Source organism: Paenibacillus sp. FSL K6-1096, from assembly GCF_037977055.1.
Lineage (GTDB): Bacteria > Bacillota > Bacilli > Paenibacillales > Paenibacillaceae > Paenibacillus_AQ.
On the sequence record NZ_CP150274.1, the window covers coordinates 911441 to 937689 of the forward strand.

At 53.9% G+C, this 26249-nt stretch carries 21 protein-coding genes and 2 pseudogenes; 4 read left to right on the forward strand and 19 right to left on the reverse strand.

Annotation, left to right across the window (positions count from 1 at the left end):
* Positions 1–39: 39 nt before the first annotated feature.
* From MHI24_RS04135 to MHI24_RS04210, 16 genes are all read right to left on the reverse strand, one after another.
* Positions 40–2091 carry an iron ABC transporter permease gene (locus MHI24_RS04135; protein WP_340024305.1) on the reverse strand — a complete coding sequence of 684 codons (2052 nt, stop codon included), beginning with the start codon at positions 2089–2091 and terminating at the stop codon, positions 40–42.
* Positions 2088–3089, reverse strand: coding sequence for an iron-siderophore ABC transporter substrate-binding protein (locus tag MHI24_RS04140; protein ID WP_340024306.1), 1002 nt, complete (start codon positions 3087–3089; stop codon positions 2088–2090). The genes MHI24_RS04135 and MHI24_RS04140 overlap by 4 nt, the downstream gene beginning before the upstream one ends.
* Positions 3090–3256: 167 nt before the next feature.
* Positions 3257–4873 carry a response regulator gene (locus tag MHI24_RS04145; protein WP_340024307.1) on the reverse strand — a complete coding sequence of 539 codons (1617 nt, stop codon included), beginning with the start codon at positions 4871–4873 and terminating at the stop codon, positions 3257–3259.
* 1 nt (position 4874) lies between these two features.
* Positions 4875–6662, reverse strand: coding sequence for a sensor histidine kinase (locus MHI24_RS04150; RefSeq protein WP_340024308.1), 1788 nt, complete (start codon positions 6660–6662; stop codon positions 4875–4877).
* 107 nt (positions 6663–6769) lie between these two features.
* Positions 6770–7582 carry a carbohydrate ABC transporter permease gene (locus MHI24_RS04155; RefSeq protein ID WP_340024309.1) on the reverse strand — a complete coding sequence of 271 codons (813 nt, stop codon included), beginning with the start codon at positions 7580–7582 and terminating at the stop codon, positions 6770–6772.
* A 15-nt stretch (positions 7583–7597) separates the two neighbouring features.
* Positions 7598–8521, reverse strand: a complete 924-nt coding sequence (locus MHI24_RS04160; protein WP_340024310.1) for a sugar ABC transporter permease — start codon at positions 8519–8521, stop codon at positions 7598–7600.
* Positions 8522–8612: 91 nt separating this feature from the next.
* Complete coding sequence (locus MHI24_RS04165; RefSeq protein WP_340024311.1) at positions 8613–9923, reverse strand: ABC transporter substrate-binding protein; 1311 nt, start codon at positions 9921–9923, stop codon at positions 8613–8615.
* A 266-nt stretch (positions 9924–10189) separates the two neighbouring features.
* Positions 10190–11833, reverse strand: a complete 1644-nt coding sequence (locus tag MHI24_RS04170) for a family 16 glycoside hydrolase (protein WP_340024312.1) — start codon at positions 11831–11833, stop codon at positions 10190–10192.
* A 132-nt stretch (positions 11834–11965) separates the two neighbouring features.
* Complete coding sequence (locus tag MHI24_RS04175; protein ID WP_340024313.1) at positions 11966–13741, reverse strand: sugar-binding domain-containing protein; 1776 nt, start codon at positions 13739–13741, stop codon at positions 11966–11968.
* Between the two features lie 153 nt (positions 13742–13894).
* Entirely contained in the window at positions 13895–14818 is a 924-nt protein-coding gene (locus tag MHI24_RS04180; RefSeq protein WP_340024314.1) for a helix-turn-helix domain-containing protein, read from the reverse strand.
* Positions 14819–14903: 85 nt separating this feature from the next.
* Positions 14904–15629 (reverse strand): MOSC N-terminal beta barrel domain-containing protein, encoded by a 726-nt coding sequence (locus MHI24_RS04185; protein WP_340024315.1) that lies wholly within the window; start codon positions 15627–15629, stop codon positions 14904–14906.
* Between the two features lie 42 nt (positions 15630–15671).
* On the reverse strand, positions 15672–16499 hold the full coding sequence (locus tag MHI24_RS04190; RefSeq protein WP_340026594.1) for an Rpn family recombination-promoting nuclease/putative transposase: 828 nt from the start codon (positions 16497–16499) through the stop codon (positions 15672–15674).
* A gap of 295 nt (positions 16500–16794) precedes the next feature.
* Positions 16795–18738 (reverse strand): ABC transporter permease, encoded by a 1944-nt coding sequence (locus MHI24_RS04195; RefSeq protein ID WP_340024316.1) that lies wholly within the window; start codon positions 18736–18738, stop codon positions 16795–16797.
* Positions 18735–19490 (reverse strand): ABC transporter ATP-binding protein, encoded by a 756-nt coding sequence (locus tag MHI24_RS04200; RefSeq protein ID WP_340024317.1) that lies wholly within the window; start codon positions 19488–19490, stop codon positions 18735–18737. Before MHI24_RS04200 ends, MHI24_RS04195 begins: the two co-directional genes overlap by 4 nt.
* Positions 19491–19588: 98 nt before the next feature.
* Positions 19589–20593: a sensor histidine kinase gene (locus tag MHI24_RS04205; RefSeq protein ID WP_340024318.1), complete on the reverse strand. Its 1005-nt coding sequence runs from the start codon at positions 20591–20593 to the stop codon at positions 19589–19591.
* A complete protein-coding gene (locus MHI24_RS04210) occupies positions 20590–21279 on the reverse strand; it encodes a response regulator (RefSeq protein ID WP_340024319.1) in 690 nt (229 codons plus the stop codon). The genes MHI24_RS04205 and MHI24_RS04210 overlap by 4 nt, the downstream gene beginning before the upstream one ends.
* A gap of 95 nt (positions 21280–21374) precedes the next feature.
* Here MHI24_RS04210 and MHI24_RS04215 point away from each other — a divergent pair, with 95 nt between their 5' ends.
* From MHI24_RS04215 to MHI24_RS04225, 3 genes and pseudogenes are all read left to right on the forward strand, one after another.
* Positions 21375–21608, forward strand: coding sequence for a DUF6199 family natural product biosynthesis protein (locus MHI24_RS04215; RefSeq protein WP_340024320.1), 234 nt, complete (start codon positions 21375–21377; stop codon positions 21606–21608).
* A 101-nt stretch (positions 21609–21709) separates the two neighbouring features.
* A pseudogene (locus tag MHI24_RS04220) lies at positions 21710–22093 on the forward strand (LysE family transporter); the annotation flags it as partial.
* Positions 22094–22168: 75 nt separating this feature from the next.
* Positions 22169–22321, forward strand: a pseudogene (locus tag MHI24_RS04225) (AraC family ligand binding domain-containing protein); the annotation flags it as partial.
* 61 nt (positions 22322–22382) lie between these two features.
* Here MHI24_RS04225 and MHI24_RS04230 read toward each other — a convergent pair.
* Together MHI24_RS04230 and MHI24_RS04235 are read right to left on the reverse strand one after the other, a co-directional pair.
* Entirely contained in the window at positions 22383–23063 is a 681-nt protein-coding gene (locus tag MHI24_RS04230) for a hypothetical protein (RefSeq protein ID WP_340024321.1), read from the reverse strand.
* Between the two features lie 162 nt (positions 23064–23225).
* Positions 23226–23777: a hypothetical protein gene (locus tag MHI24_RS04235; RefSeq protein WP_340024322.1), complete on the reverse strand. Its 552-nt coding sequence runs from the start codon at positions 23775–23777 to the stop codon at positions 23226–23228.
* A gap of 457 nt (positions 23778–24234) precedes the next feature.
* Here MHI24_RS04235 and MHI24_RS04240 point away from each other — a divergent pair, with 457 nt between their 5' ends.
* Positions 24235–25188 (forward strand): serine hydrolase, encoded by a 954-nt coding sequence (locus MHI24_RS04240; protein ID WP_340024323.1) that lies wholly within the window; start codon positions 24235–24237, stop codon positions 25186–25188.
* Here the strand turns inward: MHI24_RS04240 and MHI24_RS04245 are convergent.
* Positions 25175–26248 carry an endospore germination permease gene (locus tag MHI24_RS04245; RefSeq protein ID WP_340024324.1) on the reverse strand — a complete coding sequence of 358 codons (1074 nt, stop codon included), beginning with the start codon at positions 26246–26248 and terminating at the stop codon, positions 25175–25177. The genes MHI24_RS04240 and MHI24_RS04245 overlap by 14 nt on opposite strands.
* Between the last annotated feature and the right edge of the window lies 1 nt (position 26249).

Here is a 26249-nt window from a genome sequence, read left to right on the forward strand (position 1 = left end):
TTCATGCGGTAAGGTATGAAACTAGGGTTTTGTGCTGTTTTATTTGACCGCTTTGCGCCAGTTCGAACGGTACATCAGGTACAGGAAATATGGCGTGCCGATGATGGCAATCAGAATACCTGACGGTATTTCGGTTGGAGCCATTACCGTTCTGCCTATCGTATCGGCGAGCACCAGCAGCACGGCCCCGGCCAGTGCCGACAGGAACATGGACTGTCTCAGCTTGTGGCCTGTTAACAGCCGGACCATATGCGGTGCAATCAGACCGATAAAGCCGACCGTACCTACACAAGCGACGGCACCAGCCGCAAGCAAAACACCGGTAGCCATCGCGAGCAGGCGGGTACGCCGTACGTTCATACCAAGCCCGGAAGCGCTGATATCATCAAACACCAGCAGTTCGAATCTGCGGGCAAGCCACCAGGCGACCGGAATCAGAATCAGCAGGAATAGGCCAATGACCTTGACCTGTTCCCATGTGCGGGCATACGTACTGCCTGTGAGCCAGATGTAGCCGCTGCTGCCGTAGACGGCTCCGCGTACAATCAGAATTTGAATGCCCGCGCCGGCTATAGCTGACATGGCAATCCCCAGCAGTACAACTGCGGATGGATTCAAGTCTTTTTTCCATGAGAGCGAAAATACAACGGCTGCCGCAATGGCAGCGCCCGCGATCGCTGCAACAGGCAGTATATACGTCGGCAGACCGGGCCAGAGGATGAACACCATCATGGCTCCCAGCCCTGCACCCGAGGATACTCCGACAATGGAAGCATCCGCAAGCGGATTGCGCACTGCCATCTGAATCAGTACACCGCTGATGGCGAGTGCAGCCCCTGCCCCTGCAGCCACCAGCGTACGGGGGATGCGAAGCTGCACAAGTGTAGAGAACATGCCATCGGACTGGAACAGGCTCGGCAGCAGTTCAGCCAGAGGAATACGCATTCCGCCAAACATGGTACTAAGCAACAGCAACAGAATCGTAATCGCTGAGAAAAGAATAGCCAGCGGCATGAAGGCGAAGCGGCGCACACGTCCGCCAGTGCTCATCGATGTTGTCATGCCGCCGCCATTCCCGGCTTTCATGCGGGTAAGCACCAGCCAAATGAGCCAAGGCGCACCAATGATGGCCATAACCGCACCTGTTGGCAGCTCCATGCTGGAGTTGTGTACCATTTTGGCAAGCACATCCGCCCCAACCAGCAGCGCTGCCCCCCAGATGAATACGCCAGGAATCAACAGCCGATTGGAGCGCACACCGCTCAGACGGACCAGATGCGGAGCGACCAGACCGACGAAGCCGATGGGTCCAATGACACTGACAATCACAGCAGCCAGAATAACCGCAATGATGAGTCCACCCGCCCGTGCAAGTGCAACTCGCTGGCCGAGAGAGGAAGCAGTAGATTCATCCAGCTCCAGCATATCCCATTGCTTAGACAGAAGCAGCGCCAGCAGCGTTACTCCCATCACCCATGGCCAGGCATATTTGACACCCGTCCAGTCATTTTGAACAAGTGTTCCTGAGCCCCACAGAAATAATCCCTGTGTCTCCATGGAGTAAAAAATATGTAATGCGCTCGTAAATGAACCAAGGATCATCGACACAATCATACCGGATAATGCCAGCCTTACCGGAGTGGATTTCCGTCCGCCCCCCATAAAATAAGCGGCAAACGCAGCAAACAGGCCACCCATGGCAGCAAAAAGAAATGGCGACTGGCTGAGTACACCCGGGAAAAGTATAGCACCGAGCACAACGACAAAGTAAGCCCCGGCATTGATCCCAAGCGTGTCTGACGCAGACAGCGGGTTTCGCGTAATCGTCTGCAGCAATGCTCCGGCAACAGCAAGTGCTCCACCGGCAAGGATGCCAATAACGGTACGCGGCATACGCAAATCCCAGACCATATTATGCTCAAGCGTTCCTTGTCTGTTCGTAAGCGCACCCCAGACGTCATGCAAGGAAATGGCGGCCTCACCATAACATAAGCTTACAAAAAAAAGCACGATAAGGGCGGTCAGACCGCCCCCATAGATGCTTAACATACGCCAGCTCACGGCTGGCTTGGCTCCTTGAAGCGAGCTCATTTGGTAATCGCCTCAACTACACCGTCAACCAGCACTTTGGAAGAAACCGGTCCGCCAAAGGTCCATGTTGTACTGCCCAACTGGTACGTACGGTTTTCCTTCACAAAGTTCAACCCGTTCCATACCGAATTATTTTTCATCGCCGCTCCAAACACATCATCATCCGGTTGTGTAATATAGATAAAATTACTGTCCTGTACAGCGGATAAGGATTCGATCCCTACAGTAGAGAAACCGTAATTTTCCAGCTTCTCCGGCTGCCAATCATTGATCATGCCGATCTTGCTCAGGGTACCTGCGACGACCGAGTTATCCGAGAACATACGCAAGGAAGCCGCGTTTTGATAGGTGAATGCCTGGGTCAAAGCATAGTGGAAATTTTCTTTACCGGCTGCAGCCAGCTTTGCATTGGCATCGGCATAGTGCTGATCCAGACCGCTCAACACTTCCTTCGCTTTATCTTCCTTGCCCAGAGCCGCTGCAATGGTATTAAAAATGGTCGTCATCTTCTCATAGGTATAACCTTCACCGTCGTATGGATCAAATTCCAGCGTTGGCGCAATTGCGTTCAACTGATCATACACATTCTTATTGTTGTCCGCATTCGCGATAATCAGATCCGGCTTGAGTGCAGCAATCGCCTCCATATTCGGTTCACTGCGTGTTCCGATATCGGTTACGCTGTCATCAAGAGCAGCTTCACTAGTTACATACACTTTATAATTAGCATTATCGGCATTGCCGACAGGCTGAACCCCCAGGGCAACAACATCCTCTGTATACGTCCATTCCAGCGTGACAACACGTACAGCGGGCTTGTCCAGTGTAAACTCTCCACGCTTATGCTGCACCGTAATCGGACCAGCAGTCTCTTCAGCAGGCGCACCGCCGGAAGCAGTATCTTTACTCGGTTCTGATGTGGTAGCTGCATTACCGCAACCTGCCAGCACCAGGACAAATGCCATCATAATCATTAGTACGTGTAACCCTTTTCTCATATCTCTTGTCTCCCCAGTTGGTATGTATTTATTTGATAACAATTATCATTATCACTAAGGTGCTCTATTTTGTCAATACAAAAGGGAGAGGCATGGTTTGCAGTCCATCCCCTCCCCGCCGCCTAAATATTGTAAGCGTTCGCATTTAGTTCCGCCCAAGACTACCCTCACTGCTCCTTCCGGGCCAGTGCACGATATTCCGAGGGAGATACACCGGTGATTTTTTTGAACACCTTGGAGAAGTATTTCGGGTCCTGGATACCAACCAGGCTGCCTACATCGCCAGCCTTCAGCTCTCCTGTCAGCAGCGTCTTGGCCTTCTCAATGCGGATGCGGGTCAGATATTCGAGGAAGCTCTCTCCGACTTCTTTGCGGAACAGATTGGCGAAATAGTTCTTGCTGAGATGGACCAGACGGCTGATCGACTGCAGCGTGATTTCCTGATGATAATACTGCTGAATATACTGGGTGGCCTTAATGATACTGTTACGGTCGCTGTTATACATCTCTTTCATATGCGCAACCAGCGCCTGAAAAGCCTGCAGGAACCACAGCTGGTTCTCTTCCAGCGTCTCCAGCCTCGACAGCTCGTCGAAATACCGCTTCTTCAGCTCCAGCACCTGCTCGGCATCCTTCGAGACATCGGGCCACAGGGTGGTTAAGATCATCAGCAGCTCCAGCGTAATAATCTGCACCAGCTCCGCATCCCGGCGCACGGCAAGCTGCCCGAATAGCTGCTCCAGATACGCTTCCAGCTCTCTGGACTGAAACGCATAGACCATGGACTGAATCTGCAGGCTGCTGATCTGAAGCGATTGAAGCTGCGTTGCCTCCGGCCCTCCTTGCGCAGGCAGCTCCCCGCTCCCGTGCACCAGTACACGCCCGGTGCCCAGGAACAGCCTCATCCCGGCAGCCCCGGCTGCCTCTTCATAAGCTTCCTTGAGCGCTCCCCACTGCCCGATAGGCCCGCTGACCCCAATGGTTACTGTCCAGCCGTATTGTCCGCTCAAGTGCTGAATGAGCTGTTCCCCCAAGCTCAGCAAGCGCCCGGGAACAGCAGGGCCGTCCGGCTGCCTGCCCGCCCCGGCAGTCACGATCAGTTGAACGGCGCCCTGCCTGTCAGGGACCAGCTCATAACCAAGGGCAGAATTCTGCCAGAGCCCGGCCATTATACTGCGGATGGCGGCTGCCCCCTGGGCATAACCCCGCTCAATACCGCTGCCTGTCATCACCACATGCAGCAGATAGAGCGGCTCCACCCCGGCCAGCCCCGCCTGAATCAGAGCGTCATGGCCGGCAGCCAGCCCGTGGGCCGCCCCACGCTCCAGCAGCTCCTGCAGGATGGCCTCCTTATGCACCGGCTCCGCCTGCACAGGCCCGGCCTGGACCGGCGCAGGCTTCAGCGCCTCATCCAGACCCTGCTTCAGCTTCAGCAGCACCTGCTCGAAGTCACGCGGCATCATATCCGACTTGATAATATAATCGGATACACTGTGCCTGATCGCTTCCTTGGCATACTGGAAATCCTCCAGATTGCTCAGGATCAGGATCTTCAGGTCCGGGGACAGCTTCCGCACCTCCGCAATCAGTTCAATGCCGTCCATGACGGGCATTTTGATATCCGTAATCAGGATGTCGGGCAGTCCGGCGGCCATCAGCTCCAGCGCCTCCCGGCCGTTGGAAGCCTCCCCGGCAACCTCCATCCCAATGGCGTCCCATTCAATCATTGACCGGATGCCATATCTCACGATAAATTCATCTTCTACGATAATGACCCGGTACATATCAGCGGTTCCCCCTTGTATCATCTGTGATGAGCGGCAGCTTGATCCGGATCGACGTTCCTTTTCCCGGTTCACTGCGCAGGTCCAGCCCGTACATTTTGCCGCAGATCAGCTTGATCCGCTCGTCCACATTCGCCAGCCCGATGCCTCCCGGCTTCTCTTCCTCCCGCGCTTCCCCGTCCAGCAGACTGCTAGCCAGCGCCGGTTCCATGCCCTTGCCGTTGTCAGTGACCTCGAACCACAACAGATTGCCCGGCGCCTTGGTGCAGGTGATGCGGATCATACCGCCGGACTCCATCTCGCCAAAAGCATGAATGATCGCGTTCTCCACAATCGGCTGAAGAATCAGCTTCGGTGTATGCAGGCGGCGGACGTCCTCGTCCATCTCAACCACAGTGTCGATATTGAAGTTGAAGCGGAATTTCTGAATCCCCAGATAACACTGCACATGCTCGATCTCTTCCTCCACCGTAACCGTCTCTTCCCCCCGCCCCAGGCTGATCCTGAGCAGGCGAGACAGCAGGCTGACCATCTCAGCCGCGTTATTAGCCTTCTGAATGAGTGCCGTCCATTTAATAATATCAAGCGTATTGTACAGAAAATGCGGGTTGATCTGCGCCTGCAGAGCTTTCAGTTCTGCCATCCGCTTCTGGTCCTGCTCCAGATACACCGCTTTCAGCAATCCGTCGAGCTGTACAACCATCGCGTTAAAATTGTCACCGAGGATGTCGATTTCATCATGCCGGCTTTTGGCTTTGTAGCGCACGCTGAGCTCGCCGGACATGACCTGGCGCATCAGCCGGATCATTTTCAGAATCGGGTTCGTAATCGAGTTCGCCAGCACCAGGGCAGCGATAACCGAGAACACAATGCAGAGCAGCCCGACGAAGATAAAAATCTGCAGCAGACGGTTGGAATCCTGATACAGCGCCGCCTTGGAGATGACGTTGACCACCACCCAGTCATTGGTATGCAGCTTCTTGGCGTTGACGATCAGGCTGTCGCCCTTGTACGCCAGGGGAAACCGTGTCTCCTCCGTGCCCGTATGCAGAAGCTGCTCATAGCCGGCCTGTCCCAGCACCTCGCTCACACTCCGGCCGATCAGCCGGCTGTCCGGGTAGGAGACCAGCCTGCCCGCGCCGTCCATCACGAAGCTCTGCAGATCACGGTTGTTGCTGACCGCCTTCGAGATCAGCTCCTTGATCACTTCCTCGCGGATATCCAGCACGGCTACAATCTTCAGGGGGCTGTCATCGGATATTTTGTAGAGCTGCTTGGCGACCGAGAACACATGGGTGCTCTGCGAATTGAGGCTATCCACATAAGTCCCGTAGCGGGTCGGATACCAGCGGAAATTGCTGCCGCCCTCAAGGGTCGTAAGGAACGGCTCCACCTCGGCAGGCGTGCGCGTGCTCCAGCGGTAGATGCCTTTGATATAATGCCGCGCAGAGACGAAGGAGATCGACTGTACATCCTGGTTAATCGCCACAATCGTGGACAGCTTCGTCGTCAGCGAGAGACTGTCCACATCATAGCTGGCCGGACCGGTCTGGTCCAGTGTCCGCAGCATCCCCACAATCTCGTTATTGTTCAGCACCTGCATCATCATATCCTTGTAGATCCCCAGGCGCGTGTCCAGATTGTCGGCGGTCTGGTAGAGCAGATGCTCGGAATATTCAGTGGCCTTGTGGTTAATGGTTGATTTGGAGATGGCAAAAGAAATAATCCCCATGACCACCAGCGGTGTCAAGGAGAACAGAACAAGGAGCAGCATCCACTTATAGCGCATGCTGCTCTTCATTTGACTTATTCGGGATCTCAGGCGCAGCCGCAGGGGCCCCGCAGATTGCTCATGAGAGATTCGCATCAGTAGTCCTTTCCTGTCTGTCTTAAGAGTCAGCCCTTGACGCCCGACATCGCTACCCCCTGGACAATATGGCGCTGAAGCAGGATGAACACAATGATCGTCGGAATCGCCGCCAGGGCGCTGGCTGTCATGATCAGATTGAGCGACATATTATTATTCGACAAAAAGGTAGGCAGCCCTGCCGACAGAATCATATTCTCCTCCGAGGTAATCGCCAGGTAAGGCCAGAGGAAATTGTTCCACGAGAGGATGAAAAAGAAAATCCCTACAGACACCATCGCCGAGCGCGTCAGCGGCAGACAGATACTCCACCAGAGCCGCAGGCTGCGGCTGCCGTCCATCTGTGCAGCTTCGATATAGTCCTTAGGCACGCCGTCCATGAACTGCTTCAGCAGCAGAATGCCGATCGGGTTGGTCAGCCCCGGCAACACAATGGCCCACAGGGTATCAATCAGCTCCAGATGCAGCGCTGTTTCATAGAGCGGGATCAGAATCGCTTCCGTCGGAATCAGCAGGCCCGAGACCATCAGCACATAGAAGATGCCACGCGTGCGGAACGGCAGCTTGGAGAACGAGAACGCCGCCAGCGAGCTGATCAGAATGGAAATTACGGTCGTGAGGACGCCAATCACCAGACTGTTCCAGGTCCAGAGCAGAATCTGCGAGTCCCGGATGACCTTGATATAGTTATCTGTATTGAGATCGGACCAGTCGACCCAGTCGGCCACCGTATAGACGTTCACACCATCAGGCTTCAAGGAGGTGAGAAACATCCAGATCAGCGGAAAAATAAACAGCAGCGCCAGCAGAATGGCAACAGCATTCAAAGCAAGCTTTTTCATGAACCTTCTCCTCCCCTATCCGTTCTTGCGGTCAGTGACCTTGAATTGAATGACAGCGATCAGCAGCATGATGATGCAGAAGATGATGGATTGCGCCGCCGCCAGGCCGAACATGTCTTTCTTGAAGCCGGTGACATAAATGTAGCGGATCATCGTATTGGTGGAATCGCCCGGCCCGCCGCCGGTCATAATCTGCACCTGGCCGAACAGCTTGAGACAGTTGATAATCTGATAAAAGATCTGGATCTTCATCACACTGGACAGCCCCGGCAGGGTAATGCCCCAGAATCTCTGCCACGCGTTCGCGCCGTCGATCTTCGCCGCTTCATAATGGTCGGTGGGAATCTCCTGCAGCCCGGCCAGGAACAGCACCATGACGAAGCCGACACTCCACCAGTCGGTTGCCAGGGTAATTGCCCACCACACGAACCGGTGATCCGTAAGCCAGTTAATGTCCGCGTTGATGCCCAGCATATGTAAGGCTGCATTCACCGGACCGTTCTTCGCATCCAGCAGCCGCAGCCAGATGAAGCTGACCACGGAGACGGACAGGACATACGGCAGGAAGAACACCGAGCGGATCACGGTCCGCAGCCAGATTCTCTGATTGATGATCAGTGCAAGCAGCAGCCCCAGGATGATCACCGTGGGGGCGCACAGCAGCACGAAATAGAACGAGTTCCACAGATAAGCATAGAAATCCGGATTCTTCAGAATTTTCGTATAGTTCGCCAGAGCCACATATTTCTGCATCCCTTGAATGCCCCACACATGCAGGCTCATCCAGGCTCCGCGGATCACCGGCCACAGATAGAATACCGTGAACGGGATCAGGAACGGGATCAGGTACAGAATAGCCTTCAGTTCAGTCAGCAGGTGTACAGGCTCTCTTCTGCGCAGGGTGGCAGCCGCCTTGTTCTCACTCAAGCTCCGCTCCATCGTTGTATCTCTCCTTCAATTGAAATGATACATAAGCCGGAGCGGGAGCCCCGCCTTCAGGCAGGAGCCCATCCGCTCCGGGACAGGGGTGCTAGTTCTCCAGCACCTCGTTAATCTGTTTCTCCAGCTTGGCTAAGCCGTCCTCCGGTGTCTCGCTGCCAAAGATAATGTTCTGCAGCCCCTCCGAAATTGTAGTGATAATCGTCGTATATTTATCAGTCGGCGGCGCGAACTTCACCGTCTTCTGTGCTTCGATGAATTCGCTGCGGTAAGGCAGGCTCTTGTAGGCGTCGCTCTCTGTGATCTTGCTGTTCGCCGGCACATGGCCCGCCTGTCCCCAGATCTCCCCGCCCACCTCGGAGAAATACTTCATGAACTTGGCTGCGGCTTCCTGCTTCTCCGGCGTTACGTAAGACGGGATGACCAGCGTATGGGAGCTGCCCCAATGCGTCTGGCTGCCGAAGATCGAAGGCAGCGGCATAGCGCCGATGTGCAGCGATTCATCTCCCAGCAGCAGCCCCGCTTCCCAGACCCCGCCGAACCAGAAGGCGGCTTTACCGTTGTGGAAGGTATCCCACGGCGTTTTGTCGTTGAGATCGGCATATTTTTTATTGAAGACATCCATATAGAAGTTCAGTACATCCAGCGCCTGCGGATTGTTGATGCTCGCCTTGGTCATCTCCGGATTGAGCAGCTCGCCGCCTGCTTCATAGTACAGATTGAGGAACGGCTCCTGGAAATACGGGGTGTTCACCGCCATCGCCTGGACATCCGGCACCTTGGCCTGAATCTCGGAGAGTGTCTTCTCGAAGCCTGCCGGGGTCATATCGTCCAGCTTGGGCGTGCCGTCCTCCTTCAGCAGATTGGCCTTCTCCAGAATGTCCTTGTTGTAGTAGAACATGTGGAAATGGGTATCCAGCGGCACCGCGTAAGGCTTGCCGTCATAGGAGACGCTCTTGATATTGGACTCGGAGATCTGCTTCAGATCGAACCCGGCCTTGGAGGCCAACTCATCCACCGGCACAATCTGCTGGGCCTTCACGAACGGCGAGATCCGCTCCACGTGGGCCACTGCAACATCCGGGCCTTTGGAGGAAGACAGCGCCGTGCCAAGCTTCGCATAGTACTCATTGGATTCCAGCCGGAGCTGCTTCACCTTCACCTCTTGCTGCGAGTCGTTGAAGCCCTTGATAATCTGGTCTACGAACTCCCCTTCCCCGCCGCCGAACATATTCCAGAAGGAGATCTCCACCGGACTGCCGCTTGCGCTCTCTGTTGCTGCGGGCCCGTTCGATGCCTTAGCCCCTCCGTTCTCTGTATTTCCGGAAGAGCATCCCTGCAGGACCAGCGCCAGCGCCAGCCCGCCCGTTACCACACTTGTTAAGCCTTGTTTCATATTCATCTGTACAACCCTCTTCTCCGTAAAGTTTGTGCCGCGAAAGCCGCCATCGCTTGATGTAAGGGCTTTCTTGTCTCTAACTCTACCGCGAACAGTGCTCTGCTTGAACCGACAAACCGCCGCTCCTTGGTGAACAAACGACAGATTTTAACCGGGCCGGAAGCCCGGAGAGGTAGACGATCTTACGGAGGGTGGAGAATCGACAGGTGGTGAATCTGGGGCTGCACATACAAAAAGGGACCCCTGCTGAGGTCCCCATGAACTAGCTATTAATTTACTTTAAAATTGTCAAAGCTGACGCTGTTGCCGAAGCCGCCGCGCACCCCAACCGTGCCTGAAGTAAAGACGGCATCATTCTTGTCAATCTTGGGCACCGTCATATCGCCGACATAGACCTTAATGTTGCCGTTATTGACCACGACCTTCATATGATACCAGGTGTTCACGGCAATCGGGGTATTAACAGTCTGCAGCGAGGTCCAGTTATTATTGAACCGCCCAAGCCACACCTCACCGGCAGAATCGATGCCCGCCGCATAGCCCTTTTGCAGATCGGCTCCGGTTCCCGGACTGGTTACATTGAAGAGCAGACTGCCCTGGCCCGCATTATTCAGCCGGATATCGCCCTCCAGCGTATAGCTCATTAAGGAAGGATACGGGGTGAGCAGCGATTTGTCGGCATTCACCGAGTTCAGATTATAGGTCCCCCCGCTAACCGCCCATGTTCCGCCATACCGGGCCCACCCGTTGTCATTCGCCGAGAAATCATTGGTGTATGCGCCGCTGAGCGTGCCGAACCGCACCTGGACATTATGTCCGCCGACACTGCGGTCCACTGAATTCACGAAGGCGACCTCATTCGCTCCCGTCTGGTACATCGCGCTCCACCATGAATTTCCGAAGGCCGGTATGTCATTATCTACCCAGGTGTTCCCGTAATCGTTGCTGAGGGATAGCACATTGGAATTGGAGCTGAGCAGCAGACGGCCGTCGGCCAGGGACAGAATATAAGGACCACCCTGCTGGTTGGTTGAGACCTGAGTGCCAATGCCGCTGGACCAGGTTTTGCCGTCTGTGCTTTTTTTGGTGAAAATTCTGCAGCTCTGCGTCCCGCACACCTCAAAGGCTACAATATACTGCCCGTTCGCCATCTTGGTCCAGACCGGCATTCCCGGACGTGCTCCCGAATTAGAGGGGTCCCAGGCAACATAGATTTCATTCCCCCAGCTCGCGCCGCCATTGGTGGAGATCTTCTGGGAGATGATCTGGCTGTAGGACGGATTCTCGGTCACATGCTTCTCGCTCGCATACATCACGCCGACTGAGCCGTCATTCAGGAGCTGCATATGCGGCTCGTACACGCCTTTGTCAGGGTTCCCCAGCGCACCGGGAGCGCCGTTATTCTCGTCGATGGTGCTGAGATAGCTCCAGTTCGCGCCGCCGTTCACGCTCTTATACACTCTGAGCTTGTACGATTCCTGCCAGCGGACAGAGCGCATCGCCAGCAGCAGGTCGCCATTCGGGAGCTGCAGAAGCTGCCCGTTATCCAGGTCGCGCCCGTCCTCCCACAGGGTGGACATCAGCGACCAGGTGCGGCAATTATCGGTGCTGCGGAACACCTGCAGCCGGGTGCCTCCCCAGGACACCTTGGTGTAGCCGTTGTTGTCGTAGATAGCGGCCACTGCCAGCCAGTCCCCGTTCGCCAGCTTGATCATCCGGGCATATTCGGAGCCGAAAGTTCCTGGCCTTAAGCCGCGGGCATCAGGACCCGCATCGGTGAACGTGTTAATGTTGGTGATGGTGGAGGTGGTCCCCCAGACCACCGGGCCATTCGCGGCATTCACCGGGATGGCGGCAAAGATCAGCAGCAGACTCAGGGAAGCGGACAGCGAGACGAACCATTTTTTGAACACAGTAGCCCTCCTCTTAATCTTAAGTGATGTAGTATGTTGACCGCACTTATAATGTAAGTGCTTTCACCAAAGATTCTAAACGGCTTCCCTTGGTCATAGAACCGATAATTCACCGCTATTTGGGCTACAATGTTACGATGATCTCCCCGGCTGCAGGTTGATCTTACGAATCTCGTCCAGCGGAAGCTTCGGTGTCCGGTCCTCCGTAAGCAGTCCGTTCACCTCCTGCTGCACATCCGTCACCTGGGTGTAGCAATAACCGCAGATATAAGGGGTATCCTTGATCGCCTGCGTAATGCTGCGGAAGCGCTCCAGGAAGGCCTTGGTGCTGCGTACCTGCTCCCCATATCCCCAGCCTGTGCCGGTGTCGAAGGCAATTCCTCCGAATTCACTGACCATGACCGGCTGCCCCCGATACTCGTAGCCCTTGGCAATGGCGTATTTCCAATTATTGAATGAAGAACTGCCGCCAAGCACGCTGCCGGAATCGGCATAACGCTCCAATAGAGCCGCGCCGCTCTCCTCATAGTCATGCAGGGTGATAATATCGCTGACCGTATGCTCCCAGCCGTCATTCACAATTACCGGCCGGTCCGGGTCCAGCGCCTTCGTCAGATGATAGATCCCCACCGTGAACTGCTGCTGGCGCTTGTTCGTGTAGACCTGCGGAACACCCCAGGATTCGTTAAAAGGCACCCAAGTAATCACCGAGGGATGATTATATTGCTGGCGGACAATCTCTGTCCATTCGTTCGTGAACTGCTCCACCGCCTCATCATTAAACTCGAAGGTCGCCGCCATCTCCGACCAGACCAGCAGGCCCTTCACATCACACCAGTACAGGAAGCGCGCATCCTCAATCTTCATATGCTTGCGGACGCCGTTGTAGCCCATCGCCAGAATTGCGTCGATATCGGCAATCAGCGCCTCCTCTGAAGGCGGGGTCAGATGACTGTCCGGCCAGTAGCCCTGATCGAGAATCAGCCTCTGGTATACCGGCGTGTTGTTGAGCAGAACCTTGCCCTGTTCGATGGAAATTTTGCGGAGTCCGAAATAGGAGAATACCCGGTCGATCACCTGTTCCTTATCGTACAGAATGAATTCCACCTCATACAGCACCGGCGATGCAGGGGACCAGGACTGGAGCTTCCATGGGCCATTCGCTTCATGCGTCAGTTCAACGTCAAGCTGGAGCGAAGTGCGGTCCGCCTGCAGCGAGACCTGCTTGAAGGTCTTCTCCCCGGTGCTGATTCTTGTCTCCAGCCGGAGATCAGGATTCGCCCCGTGCGTGTTGTATTCAAAGTGGACCGAGCGGTTATCGAGATCCGGGGTGATTTTGACAGATTTGAGATACGAAGGAGATACACACTCCAGCCACACACTCTGCCAGATTCCCGTCGTCTGCACGTAGAAGCATTCGAAGTTCTCGTCCACCCAGCGCTGTTTGCCCCGGGGCTGGGTGCAGCTCTGGCTGTCCTCTGCCTTGACCGTCAGACGGTTCACCGCACCAGTGCCCGTGTTCAGATAACCGGTAATATCCAGTGTAAAAGCCGCATACCCGCCTTGATGCCCCCCGGCATAGCTGCCGTTGACCCATACCTTCGCGATGTAGTCCACCGCCTGGAAATTCAGCAGCACCCGCTTGGTGCCCAAGCTGTCAGGAAGCTGCAAGTCCCGCTCATACCAGACATAGGGATGGAATACGGGATCACCGATCCCGCTGGCCTCTGTCTCATAGGTGAACGGAACCTCAATCTTCAGATCGCCATGCAGCGCCTCATACCATCTGTCCTTCTCCCCTGTATTGTCATCGTCATAACGGAAGTCCCATTGTCCGTTCAGGCTCTGCCAGGCGTCACGGACGAACTGCGGCCGCGGATAATCCTTAATATAGTGCCGGGTTGTCATTGAACAGTGCACACTCCTTATAAACAATAATTTTGTTTTAATACAATAATTATGTATCAATTATTACAGAATCTGCCGAAATGTCAATGCCAACAAAAAAGAACCGCCGCCATAAGCAGCAGGTTCTTCATATAAGACCAGCTATTGTTCCTTCTATGCCTTCACACTATAAAAAATCTTCATCACCAGATCCTGCTCATAATCGCCGAACTTCTTGCCGAACAGGTTCATTCCGCCCTTGTACCTGGCATCCTCCTTCACACCGAGCCGCAGATCCACATGGTTCTGCCGGGTGAGGCTCAACTGCTCCAGCGTCACAGCGGATAGCTCCTGATGGTCGATGGTGCTGCGGGTATGGTCTATGCTCCAGGTCTTGAGCGCACCGAACTGGGTGCCCGAATCGATCCACCAGGCAGGATTCAGCTTCCCGCGCCGGCCGCCGAAATCGCCCGGTGAGGTCCAGGTGCCGACCTCCACCTGATTAATCCAGAGCGTAATATCCGACGGCCAGTCATTGGCGTAATTCGGCGCTTCCGAACAGATCTCCATCGAGAACTGGATCTCGCGGATCTCCGCCCCCGGCGGAATCTCCAGCGGGTAGCGGTATTCGAGATAGCCCTTGCGCAGCCACACCAGTTGGGCCTGTACCCGGTTCGGGTGAAAGAATCCCGCCGGCGAGTCCTCCGTGATGATCGGGCCGCTCTCACTGACCATGCCGCAGGTCGGGGCTACCTCACAGGCGGTGAAATTGCCGATCGGCATGGCAATCTCGTAGCAATGCTCGCCCTGACCCGCCTCAGCCAGCGGCTGCGGAGCATTAATGATGATCTTGATGTCATCATAGATCCGGCTGCAGACCTTCATCGCGCCGCGTGAAGCAGGCAGCAGCTCTGTCTCGATCAGCCTTGCCTGCTCCAGCACCTTCACATTGGAAGCCGCTGTCGACACCGGGATCTCCAGCGCCTCCGCCAGCTCCGCTACATTCATTCGCCGTTTGTTGAGCAGTGCCAGCATTCCTAGCCTCAGCTCGGTAGACAATGCGTGTGTTACCTTCACCAGCTCATCCGCATGCTCCATGGATAATTCCAGTATACCAATCACCCCGTTTTGACACAGTATGTAATTCCCGCCGCCCGGGCAGGATCAATGGACTTCTCTCAGACTAGTCCTCCAGCATAACCACCTGATCGCCCAGCCGGACTTCTCCTGTGCGGATCACCGAAGCATAGACGCCGAACTGCTGGTTCAGCTCCTTGTAGACCTGCTTAAGGAGTGAGCTGTCGCGCTCCAGTGTATCCGGGTCAGTCGTAATCATCACGCAGCGCTCACAATAGCTGTCCACCTGCAGCTCCGCACTGCCTATGGTCAGACGGCGGCCCAGCCACTCTTCTTCCCCCAGCGAGTCCTCACTCACTTCCACAAGGAAATTGCCCCGGAAGCGGCGCTGGTCTATAGGCTTGCCCCACAGAACCTCCAGCTTCTTCAGGCTCTTATCGGTCACCAGCAGAATACTGGCCCCATCTACCGATAACAGCTCAGGGTACTGCGCCTCCGGGTGAGGAGCTTTAGGCTCCGACATTGTAATTTCAGTCTTCGTCAAACTTTGAATTTCCGCCAACAGCTCCCGGTCCCAGCCGAACACCCGGCCATCCTCCGCCGTAACGCGAATCGCTCCACCATTATACTCAGCCTTGTAGGACATCATCCGGGGAACCTTCCGGGCCGTGATGTACTGCGACCAGTCTTTTTTGGTCATATCATAAAAGGAACAATACCGGTCCCCCTCCACTCCGTAAGATACAACCTTACAAGACTCCAGTTCCTCCCCCGCAAAGGATTTCACCGGATAACGGTTAATTGCCTTAATCTCGCCAACTGTAACTGGCACGCCCCCACCTCTTCTGTCTTTAATCTGATTTCTCTGCTACTTTTACTGCAGCGGCTTTAACTTCTGAATCTCTTCAACGGAAAGACCGGTTGCTTCGGTGATGACAGATAGCTCTATACCTAAAGCAAGCAGCTTAAGAGCCGTTTCTTTTTTTGAATCAGCCTTACCTTTTGCCTCCCCTTCAGCCCAGCCCTTAGCCTCGGCCACCTTAGCCGCTTCATACATCGACGCCTCATCGTGCAGATAACGTTGACGAGCTTCGTATTGTCTGCGGGCCTCTTCATTCTGACTCAGAAACTCCAGCGTATTCATGGCTTTTTTCAACACAGGTTCGTTCATAGTCAGCACCTCCCATTTGGTTTGGTCTACGCCCTTAAGGAATAACAGCCAATTCACCAGTCCGCCTTGCTCCAGGGAGACCGCCTGCTCATCCAGCTTCGGCAATTCCAGGAAGTGAATCTCAATATCGTCAAGCAGAGGAATTCCCGTGCGGTCCTCCCGTAAGTGAAAAACATTATGATACAAAGTATTCGGAAGTAAAGCAAAGTTTATAATGTTGATTGTCACGCACCGCTTTAACTGGTTATAGGGCTGGCTCTCCTGCAATTGAGTAGAATACTGTTTGCTCCAATAGTAAAGTGTCCGTTTCTCCGTATCGTATTTGTTGAACAACTGCATCTCCACATTAATAATTTCGCCCTCGGTCGTCTTGGCCCGAATGTCGAGAATCGACTGCTTATCGCGGGGAGAGTCCTTATCGGTATAAGGATTCAGGAGAATGATATCACTTAACAAGGGCTTGCCCGCTTCAGTAAACGTTCGATTCAGAAAAGCCAGCAGCACGTCACGGTTCTCTTCACTTCCAAAAATCCGTTTAAATAAGCGGAAACGGCTTTATCGCCCCTTTAAGGGCGGTACCGTTTCAGCGAAAAATAGAAGGAAAAATTATCGTGTGAAACAAATAAATTCTTATATTTCAAGAAGTCATTTCGGGGATCCAGCAGCTCCATCCAATACAAACCTCCGTTTCAGTGTTTCAGTCTTATTATACCATTATCGCTGCCTGTTTTGCGTGAGGCAAGAGCCGGGCACGTTCAGATTAAAACAACCTCTATACGCAAATAGAAAAGGACAGCCCGAAGGCCATCCTTTTCACATCATTTCTTTACAGTGATTCCCCGATCACCCGCTTGTAATACAAAACAGACAAGAGACCGAAAATGGAATACAACACGGTATATAATCCCATGACAGCGAACATCGGGGTCAGCATCTCGGTTCCGAAGAAGAACCAGCCGGATTTCACTGCAAAGTAACTGTGGCACAGCCCGACAATCAGCGGGATGCCGAAATTGAACAGCTGTTTGAAACGGATACCGCGCAGGAGATCACCCTGAGTGAAGCCCAGCTTGCGCAGGATCGTGTATCCGCCCCGCTCCTCCTCGCTCTCATCCATCTGCTTGAAGTAGAGAATACAGCCGGAGGTAATCAGGAACGTTAAGCCCAGGAAGCCGACAATGAACATAATCAGGCCCATATTGGTCCGCTGGTTGAACTCATATTGATATTGCGAGAAGCTTTGCAGCTCTGGCTTCTGCTGTGTATAAATCTCATACGCCTGCTTCACCTGTGAAGACTGGGTCAGATTAAGCCCGTAATAGATCCCATCGCCGCTTACCCGTTCCTGCTCTTTCGGATCTTTACGCTGAGCCAACTCCTGGTAGACTGAATCATCCACCACGAACACCCCCAGGATTCCGCCGCCAAAATAATACGGCAGCACGCTCTCCTCCGACAAGCCTGCAAGCTGCTGCTTAACAACACCATCCTTAGTGAGGAAGTCCAGCTCCCCTTTGTTCTTAAGCTTCAACATCGTTTGCTTCGTAGTCGTATAACCCATAATGCTGGCTTCGCCGGGTTGCACATCTACATCCTTCAGACTGCTGTCACTAATTACGGTTGCTAAGAGGCTGGTTTCATCGCCCGGTGTATTTTTGGTATCCAAGACTTGCTTAAGATCGATCTCCATCTGCACCGTTGGAATCTCCAGAGTGGTATACCCGATGCCGGCCTGATCCAGCGCCTTCCGGAATCCCTCCTCATCAGCCTTCTGCAGAAAGCCGTAATCATGCGGCGAGCTCTCCCGCGCGGAGGACTCCACTGAATAATAGGAAATATAGCTCAGTGAGAGCAGGCCGATGGCCAATGCAGACACGGTGGTAATGACGGTCAACAGCAGCGCATTCGATTTCATCCTGAACATAATCGACGATAGCGACAATACCTCCTGGATGGACAGGTACCCTTTTTTGCTGCGGCGGATAAGATTGAACAGGAAGCTGACAGAGCCTTTGTAAAAAAGATACGTTCCGATAATTACCAGAGCGAGTATGGCGATCATCGCAAACATCAATGCGTTCATTCCATAGAAGGTACCGTTGAACAGCTTCCCGGAAATATAGTAGCCTCCGCAGATACTGCCGATTCCGAGCAGGCCGATCACCACCTCCCACAGCGACATTCTCTGGATACGCGTCTGTGAAGTCGCCGTAACCTTGAACAGCGAGAGAATGCTCTGGGCCCGGATGAAAGTGTAGTTCATGATCATAATGAGGATATATACTCCTACGAACACCAGCACCGTCTGCAGCAACGCCTCAGGGGAGAAGCGCAGCGCAGCGAGCTGATCAACCCCCAGGATTTTGAACAGCACCATCAGAATCAGCCGTGACATCACGAATCCTGCGCCGATTCCAGCGAACATCGAGCCAAAATACAGAATCAGATTCTCGGCGCTCAACAGCGCGAAGATTCTGCTCTTGGTCAGCCCGATCAGCTGGAACAATCCGATCTCCTTGCTGCGGCGTTTGATGAAGATCGTGTTCGCGTACAGCAGGAAGATGGCGACAATGGCCACCAGCAGGACCGAAGATGCCCCGATCGCCGCACCGCCTTTGACGGAACCGCTAACCTCATCCATTGCCGGGTCATACTGCAGCGTGACGAAGGAGAAATACAGCGCCACACTGAAAATGAGAGCGAAGACGTAGAGATAGTAATTCTTGATGTTCTTCTTGAGATTCCGCAGGATAATATAGTTCAGACTCATTGCGCGACACCGCCAAGCACGCCCTGAGTGCTGATAATATCGCCTAAGAAGGACTGCCGCGTCTCCTCGCCCTTGTTCAGCTGGGTGTAGATTTGCCCGTCCCGGATGAACACCACCCGGCTGCAATAGCTGGCGGCCACAGCATCGTGCGTCACCATGACAATGGTCGCTTCCCGCTTGCTGTTCATAGCGGCCAGCTTGTTCAGCAGATCAGAGGCAGACTTGGAATCCAGGGCTCCTGTAGGCTCATCGGCAAAAATAATGCTCGGCTGATGCACAAACGCCCGCGCCGCAGACGTACGCTGCTTCTGCCCGCCGGAGATTTCCGCCGGGTACTTGTCCTTCAGCTCATGAATACCCAGCTCGCCGGCTACCTGGTCGAACCGCTGATGCGCCTCTTTCTTGGAGATGCCTGTAATGGACAGCGGCAGCATGATGTTCTCCTTGACGGTCAGCGTATCGAGCAGGTTGTAATCCTGAAAAATGAATCCGAGATGATGCTTACGGAACTCCGCAAGCTGCTTCTCCTTCATCCCGGTGAACTCCTTGCCCTCAATTTCAATCGTGCCCTTGCTGACCCGGTCGATGGAGGACAATACGTTCAGGAGCGTCGTTTTACCGGACCCGGACGGGCCCATAATGCCGACGAACTCGCCTTTATTCACCTGAAGATCAATGCCTCTCAGCACTTCCTGCTTATTGAATTTGTTGCCATAGGTTTTATAGATTTTGTTGGCCTGCAATATAACCATCTGTTCCCCACTCCTTTTCTGTATCTCTATCATAAGCGGGTGAAGGCCCGATTTCCTGCTTATCGCCGAACAATATGAAGAAGCATGTGACACTATTGTCACATGCCTGATAACCGCTGAAAGTCGTTCTCCCTCGGAAAAGTCAGCGAAAACTCGCTCCCCTCCCCCGGGACCGAAGCCGCATCAATCCTGATCTGTAACGGCTCTGCCACCTGCCGGGTCAGATATAATCCCATGCCGGTGGCCGCCCCCTCCTGACGCACACGGGATGACGTGAACCCTTTGTCGTAGATCCGGGGCAGGTCCCGGGGATCGATGCCTTGGCCGCTGTCCTCAATGGTAAGGATGACATGACCGTCCTGCTCCCGGCTGCGGATCAGAATATCCGAGGCTTCGCTATATTTCACAGCATTGGTCAGGAGCTGCCGGAGCATGAAGGCCAGCCATTTGCCGTCCGTCAGCACCGCCTCGGCCTCAAGCTCAACATCGAACCCGATGCCCTTGGAGAAGCACCAGGATTTCAGAGCCCGGATCTCCTGGTTCAGAATAGGCGCAAGGCTCACCTTCGTGATGAACAAATCATTCTGGATGAAGGGAATCCGCTTCTGGTGAAGCTGCTGGTCAAGCAGGTGGTGAATCCGCAGCCACTCATACATCAGCTGTCTTTGCAGCGTCTCATCCGGGAGACGCTCAATCATAAGCTGCATGGCGGTCAGCGGGGTCTTGACCTCATGAATCCAGGCCAGCTGCTCGTCCTTCTCCGACTCCAGCAGCTGGACATTCATGGACGACTCACGCTTGTAGCGGTCAGTCTGGGCGCTCACCGCTTCATGGACAAGCTGTTCCAGCGGACTGCGGGGCGTAAGCACTGTCTGCAGCTCATAGATCTGGTCCCAGCCCTCCAGGCTCCGGTAGAACGGGGTCTCCCGGAGATAGCGCAGGAAGAAGAAGACCAGGAAGATCAGCGTATTCAGCAGGACAATATACAGGATCGGCAGCAGCGAAATGGCCGAGTCCAGATAAGCTACGGCAATAGTAATCAGCTGGAGGGATGCCAGCAGCAGCAGCCAGCTCCGCTTTTCCACAATGTATTTCCAGATCATTCTGCCGCCTCTTCCGTGGCCATATACCCCTGACCAACCTTGGTCTCGATGAACGCATCCAGACCGAGCGGCTCCAGCTTCTTGCGCAGCCGGTTCACATTCACCGTCAGCGTATTATCGCTGACAAAATGCTCGTTGTCCCACAAACTCTTAATGATCTCCCCGCGGTCCACAATGCTGTTTTTGCGCTCCAGGAGGATTTTGAGAATCAGCATCTCATTCTTCGTCAGCAGTGCCGATCCCCCGCTGCCCGTCACGGTATTCTTCACGAATTCAATGGCCGCCCCGCGCCAGGTCTTCAGCTCCGTGCGTTCCGTACTATAATTGTAGACCCGGCGGAGCGTGGCCTGAATCTTGGCGATCAGCACCTCGAAATGGAACGGCTTCTGTATGAAATCATCCGCCCCGAGCTGCATGGACATCACCATATCACTCGGATGATCCCGGGATGAGAGGAAGATGATCGGTACGTTAGAATGATTGCGCAGAATCCGGCACCAGTGGAACCCGTCGAACTGCGGCAGCTGGATATCAATCACCACCAGATCCGGCTTCACCTCGGTGAATTCCTGCAGCACCTTGCCGAAATCCGTAACCCCATACACCTCATACGACCATTGGGCCAGCCGCTCCCGGATCTCTCCGAACAGCGTAATATCATCTTCTATCAGCATGATTTTGAACAAAGTCAGATTCCCCTTCCCCACCTAATGAAACCATATACATTATAATAAACGTATTAGTACTGAACCTCAGATTCAATTATACAGAGGAGTTGGTCATGATGGGAACGTTTGGCGGGATTTTCACAATACTGATGGGACTGGCACTGATCGCAGCAGGAATATATATACGCACCAACCCCACCTCCGGCTGGCGGATGAGCGAGGGCTGGAAGACGAAAGGGGATGCTGAACCGAGCGACGCCTATATTAGCTCCAGGCGCTTCACCGGGGCTGTACTATTTTGGATTGCATCATTTTTTATCGTTATGGGGATATTGAGTTTGCTCTAAAATAGCGAATTGATGCTATACAGCCAAAGCTGCAATAATGTACTATAGCCGTTGTCACGCCGGGTGTATATTCAGGTAACTACTTCAATATGGAGGTTATCATGAATATATCCGCCTTTATCATCTATTGTATAGTGGTTACCTTCACACCCGGCCCGACTAATATTGTCATCCTGTCTTCCGTCCAGCATCACGGGGCCAGAAAAACCATGGTGTATGTCTGGGGCGCGACGCTTGCCTTCGGACTGCTGCTGGCCGCTTCGGCCCTGCTGAACCAGCTTCTGGCAGGAATACTCCCGGAGATTCTCCGCATCATGCAGATAACCGGCAGCGTGTACATGCTCTACCTGGCGTACCAGGTCTACCATATGGGCCGTGGCTCCGGCGCGGACGCCCGGTATTCCACCGGCTTTCATTCCGGTCTGCTGATGCAGTTCGCGAATCCCAAGGTGCTTTTGTTCACACTGACCGTTATTCCGGGTTACGTCCTGCCTTACCATCCTTCTTCGGCTGCTACCCTCGGGTTCGTGTCCGCAGATATCCTCGCCTTGTCGGCAAGCATGACAGATTTCACCTACAAAAAGCACTGCCATGCAGAATACGCCGTCGGCGTCACCCTGCGCGGCATTCAGCAATATACACTGGACGGCAGCTTCCAGTCCTCGCGCAAAAACGGCGTCATGCTGTTCAACCCGGAGCAGATTCATGACGGCAGCGGCTTATGAGTATATGCTGCAGTTGGCGTAACACGAGCCAATCCTATACTTAAATGATTCAGTTACTCCAATCCACCGAACCGCTGCCTCTGGCATCAGTGACAATTGTGGATACAACCGCTTTTCCATCCTCATCTGTTCCCTGAATTTCAAACGGGACCCCTGCAGTTGCTGCCTGAAAAGCAAACCAGATCGTCCGGCCGGACGCCGCCGTAACCAGCTTCGCTTCCGATTTATCCGTCCCGGCCTCTTTCTGCCTAAGGGTGATATGCCGGATAGACGGGCTCAGCACTTCTCCGAACACCAGCGGAAAAGGCGTTGACACCTGCTCAAGCTCCGGCAATCTCATATAATTCATAGCCGAGGCGGCAGGGTCCGCATCCGTTCCGTATCCTGCTCCCCAGACCCATTTCCAGCCGAGCCAGGTTTTGCGGACATATTCGACCTGAAGATCGCCCCCCGTCTGGCTGCCAGACCGGGTAAGGAATACAAGCTTCCCTCTGCCGACAGCCTCCTGATGCATCACTGTCATGGAATCCGATTTGCGGAACAGACGCACGGCCTCCTCCGGGCTGCCGCCAAGCGGTATCTCCAGTATCTGCCCCAGTCCAAGCGACTTCGACATGCTCCGGTCGGACCAGCCGCCGGGTCTTTCATACATATATAATAATAGATAAAGTACCGCTACAGAAGCCAGAATGACCCCGGCAGCCAGCCCCCATCTCCGGGTAGTTGTCATAAGTCCATGCATCCCCTGTCCCAAGTGTTTGCGCTTACAGTACCTTCCATATAACTATAAAATATTTATGGCAGGATTTCAAAATTCCACTGCCCCGCAAAAAAACCGCCAGACCAGGTCCATAAGGACCTTCGTCTGCCGGCTTTGCGTTTGCAGCTTCTATTATTTCACTTCAGTGGCTCCGGTAACTTTACCTTCAAGAACCGCTGTTGCTTTCACATCTTCGCTGGAGAAGTACAGGTTACCGTCAATGGTTGCATCCTTGTAGAGGTTGAAGCCGTTAGCTTCTACATAGACATCCCCTTTGATCGTACCGCCCTGCACACGGAAGTTCTCGCTCTGTACAGTTACTTTCGGTGCTGTAAGTGTATAAGTAGCGGTTACCTTGTGGTCAGCGTCCTGTGCGTAGAGCGCAAGCTTACGGTAGATTGGCTTGGAGGTATCGTTCTTGTCGTGGAACTCGCCGGCTACAACGACATCCTTGTCCACAGTCAGATCGTTCAGCACAGCCACAATCCAGGTTCCTTTATCGCTAACTGCGGTAGTGAATGCATCGGCCTGATTTACGATGGAAGCAGTTGTTACCGCATCTGTCTGCTCAGCAGCTGGTGCCGCTGTAGCTGCCGCATTTTTCGCTGCATCCTTATCCGATCCGCAACCTGCCAACAATGCTGCTGTTACCCCTGCAACTGCTAAAATTTTGAATAATTTCATTTTAACTCCCCCTGTTTCTTTTAATTAACTTTATTATATATTAAAATTTTATGAATACAACGTGATAATTTTCACAAATTTGTGTCTTTTTTTCACAAGCGCTTTTATGTACACCTCATCTTACAGCTTCATCCCTTCTTCCCACTCCTCTCTTAACAGCCCCATCCCCTTTCTTCCATTCCGGCGCTTCTTCTTCATACACAAGCTCCCACAATCTGCGTACATCTGTTGCTGCTATCGGCCGGATAATCAATTCCTGATCCTGATACATTGCTTCCCTCCGTTGCCGTGAATGTTTTACCTACTAAAGCTTATAATAACGGATTAGAGCAATCCGCAGCTGGTAATGAATGTGTATAATCAAATTGGACTTCCTGGCAACAGACTGAGATAATACAGGGAACGAAAAGAACAAGGCCCATATCGACAACACAGAAACCCGGAAAGGATACCCGCCATGAACCTGTCCACACTACCGGCCACCCTGGCACAGCTTGATCTGCGGAGCTGCCTGATTCAGCGGCAGGGTAAGCTGATATTTGAATATTATAGAGATCAACATATACCGTCTGAGCTGGCGAAGATCAATTCCTGCACCAAAAGCATCCTCTCCGCACTCATCGGCATCGCTATAGACAAGGGTCTGCTTTCCGGCGTGTCGGCTCCGCTCCGTGAATTCTTCCCGCAGCTTACGCGGGATGCGGATTCACGCAAGCAGCATATTACCCTGGAACAGCTGTTGAACATGTCCGCCGGCTTCCGCTGGACCGAGTTCGGCGGCGCCAACTCTTTCCCCAAGATGACCCGCTCGTCCCACTGGATCAACTATGTCCTGGAGCAGCCGCTCGCCGAGGAGCCGGGAGTCAGGATGGAATATAACTCCGGCATCTCCCAGCTGCTGTCGGCGATATTGGTACAGGCTGCGGGGCGGAGCACGGCGGAGTTCGCCGAGGAATTCCTCTTCGGTCCGCTCGGTATCCGCGAGTATGAGTGGGAGACTGATCCTCAGGGGATTCACACCGGAGGCTACGGGCTGAAGCTGCGTCCGGCGGATCTGCTGAATTTCGGGCAGCTCTATTTGCAGGAGGGGATCTGGCAGGGAGTTCAGCTTCTGTCCGGTTCATGGGTTAAGCAGTCGGTACAGCCGGCTATGGAGACCGAGCCGCCCCGGCACGGGGGCTATGCCTGGCACTGGTGGACTGAATCCATGATCCGCCGGTCAGGAAGCGATGAGTCTGTAATAGCAGACTACTATTATGCACGCGGGTACGCCGGGCAATTTGTTTATGTTCTGCCGGCGCTTCAGCTTGTGGTTGTACTGACGCAGGACAATAAGCGGGGGCGCAACAACCCGCCGCCGGATGTCTTCCGCGATTACCTGTCACCGCTGCTCAAGGCTACTTCGTCCTGAACCTGAGCTTATGGATGATATACCATAACAGCGGGCACAGCAGGTTGAAGAAGAACACGTTCAGATACCAGACCTCATTAAGCTCGCCAACCACCGAGGGATTGTCCCAGGCATTGAGAGCCAAGGGAATACTGGCCAGCGCCAGCGGAATCAGCAGACCCTTATACTGCTTCACTCCGAATAATTCCGCACAGCCGCTGGCGGAGATGTAGAAGGTCAGAATAAGCCGGTAAAAGATTACGATGAACCACAGCACCGTCACTACAGTCTCAATCCGCTCGTAGAAGCCGCCGATGGTCACGGTCTTGGCGGCAAACTGGCTGACATAGGGGATATTCACCGGAAGCTTATCGCCAAGCACTGCAATCACAAGCACGGTCAGCAGGAGCAGGGCCAAACTGGTGATCCAGGTGCTATGGAGCAGAGCTCTGCGATAGGCAGATTGATCCTGGAGAAGCGGGACCAGGAACAGGCTTAAAGCCACCTCGCTGTTAGGGTATCCCACGAATATAACGATTCCTTGAAATACTCGCTGTCCCCCCTGTTCAAGCACTGGCAGGAAGCTGGTCCATTCTGCTCCATGTACAAGAGACAGCAAGAGCAGCAGCAGCAGGAGCAGCGCAGCCGGGAAGGCAATTTCGGCAGACCTGCCCACCGCCGTGATGCCTTTGTACAGGCAATAGACCAGGGCAAACAGCATCACGATATAGATGGCCGATGGCGGGGTTTCAATGAACAGATCATTGCCGGTGAAGTCCCCAAGGCTGCGCAGGGTCAGGACGAAGATCAGGAAGGGTACGAAGAACAAATACAGGGCCAGCATGATTTTGCCGGCCATTCTGCCCAGCGTCCGCATCAGAAACTTCCCCAGAGATTCCCCATTCATTTGAGCGAAGAGCGCCACAAATAACCGGATCACCAGCAGTTGAATCACCATGCTGATCAGAATCGGAATCCAGGCGTCTTTACCCGATAACCCGATCAGCATGGAAGGCAGTCCAAGCAAAGCACTGCCCCAATAATGCAGCGTCAGCAGCATCGTTAACTGGCGGGAGCTCACC

Bases quoted from the DNA above. Each gene is read 5' to 3' on its own strand.
- MHI24_RS04135 (WP_340024305.1), bottom strand. From the start codon at position 2,091: ATGAGCTCGCTTCAAGGAGCCAAGCCAGCCGTGAGCTGGCGTATGTTA.
- MHI24_RS04140 (WP_340024306.1), bottom strand. From the start codon at position 3,089: ATGAGAAAAGGGTTACACGTACTAATGATTATGATGGCATTTGTCCTG.
- MHI24_RS04145 (WP_340024307.1), bottom strand. From the start codon at position 4,873: ATGTACCGGGTCATTATCGTAGAAGATGAATTTATCGTGAGATATGGC.
- MHI24_RS04150 (WP_340024308.1), bottom strand. From the start codon at position 6,662: ATGCGCTATAAGTGGATGCTGCTCCTTGTTCTGTTCTCCTTGACACCG.
- MHI24_RS04155 (WP_340024309.1), bottom strand. From the start codon at position 7,582: ATGAAAAAGCTTGCTTTGAATGCTGTTGCCATTCTGCTGGCGCTGCTG.
- MHI24_RS04160 (WP_340024310.1), bottom strand. From the start codon at position 8,521: ATGGAGCGGAGCTTGAGTGAGAACAAGGCGGCTGCCACCCTGCGCAGA.
- MHI24_RS04165 (WP_340024311.1), bottom strand. From the start codon at position 9,923: ATGAATATGAAACAAGGCTTAACAAGTGTGGTAACGGGCGGGCTGGCG.
- MHI24_RS04175 (WP_340024313.1), bottom strand. From the start codon at position 13,741: ATGACAACCCGGCACTATATTAAGGATTATCCGCGGCCGCAGTTCGTC.
- MHI24_RS04180 (WP_340024314.1), bottom strand. From the start codon at position 14,818: ATGGAGCATGCGGATGAGCTGGTGAAGGTAACACACGCATTGTCTACC.
- MHI24_RS04195 (WP_340024316.1), bottom strand. From the start codon at position 18,738: ATGAGTCTGAACTATATTATCCTGCGGAATCTCAAGAAGAACATCAAG.
- MHI24_RS04200 (WP_340024317.1), bottom strand. From the start codon at position 19,490: ATGGTTATATTGCAGGCCAACAAAATCTATAAAACCTATGGCAACAAA.
- MHI24_RS04205 (WP_340024318.1), bottom strand. From the start codon at position 20,593: ATGATCTGGAAATACATTGTGGAAAAGCGGAGCTGGCTGCTGCTGCTG.
- MHI24_RS04215 (WP_340024320.1), top strand. From the start codon at position 21,375: ATGATGGGAACGTTTGGCGGGATTTTCACAATACTGATGGGACTGGCA.
- MHI24_RS04230 (WP_340024321.1), bottom strand. From the start codon at position 23,063: ATGACAACTACCCGGAGATGGGGGCTGGCTGCCGGGGTCATTCTGGCT.
- MHI24_RS04235 (WP_340024322.1), bottom strand. From the start codon at position 23,777: ATGAAATTATTCAAAATTTTAGCAGTTGCAGGGGTAACAGCAGCATTG.
- MHI24_RS04240 (WP_340024323.1), top strand. From the start codon at position 24,235: ATGAACCTGTCCACACTACCGGCCACCCTGGCACAGCTTGATCTGCGG.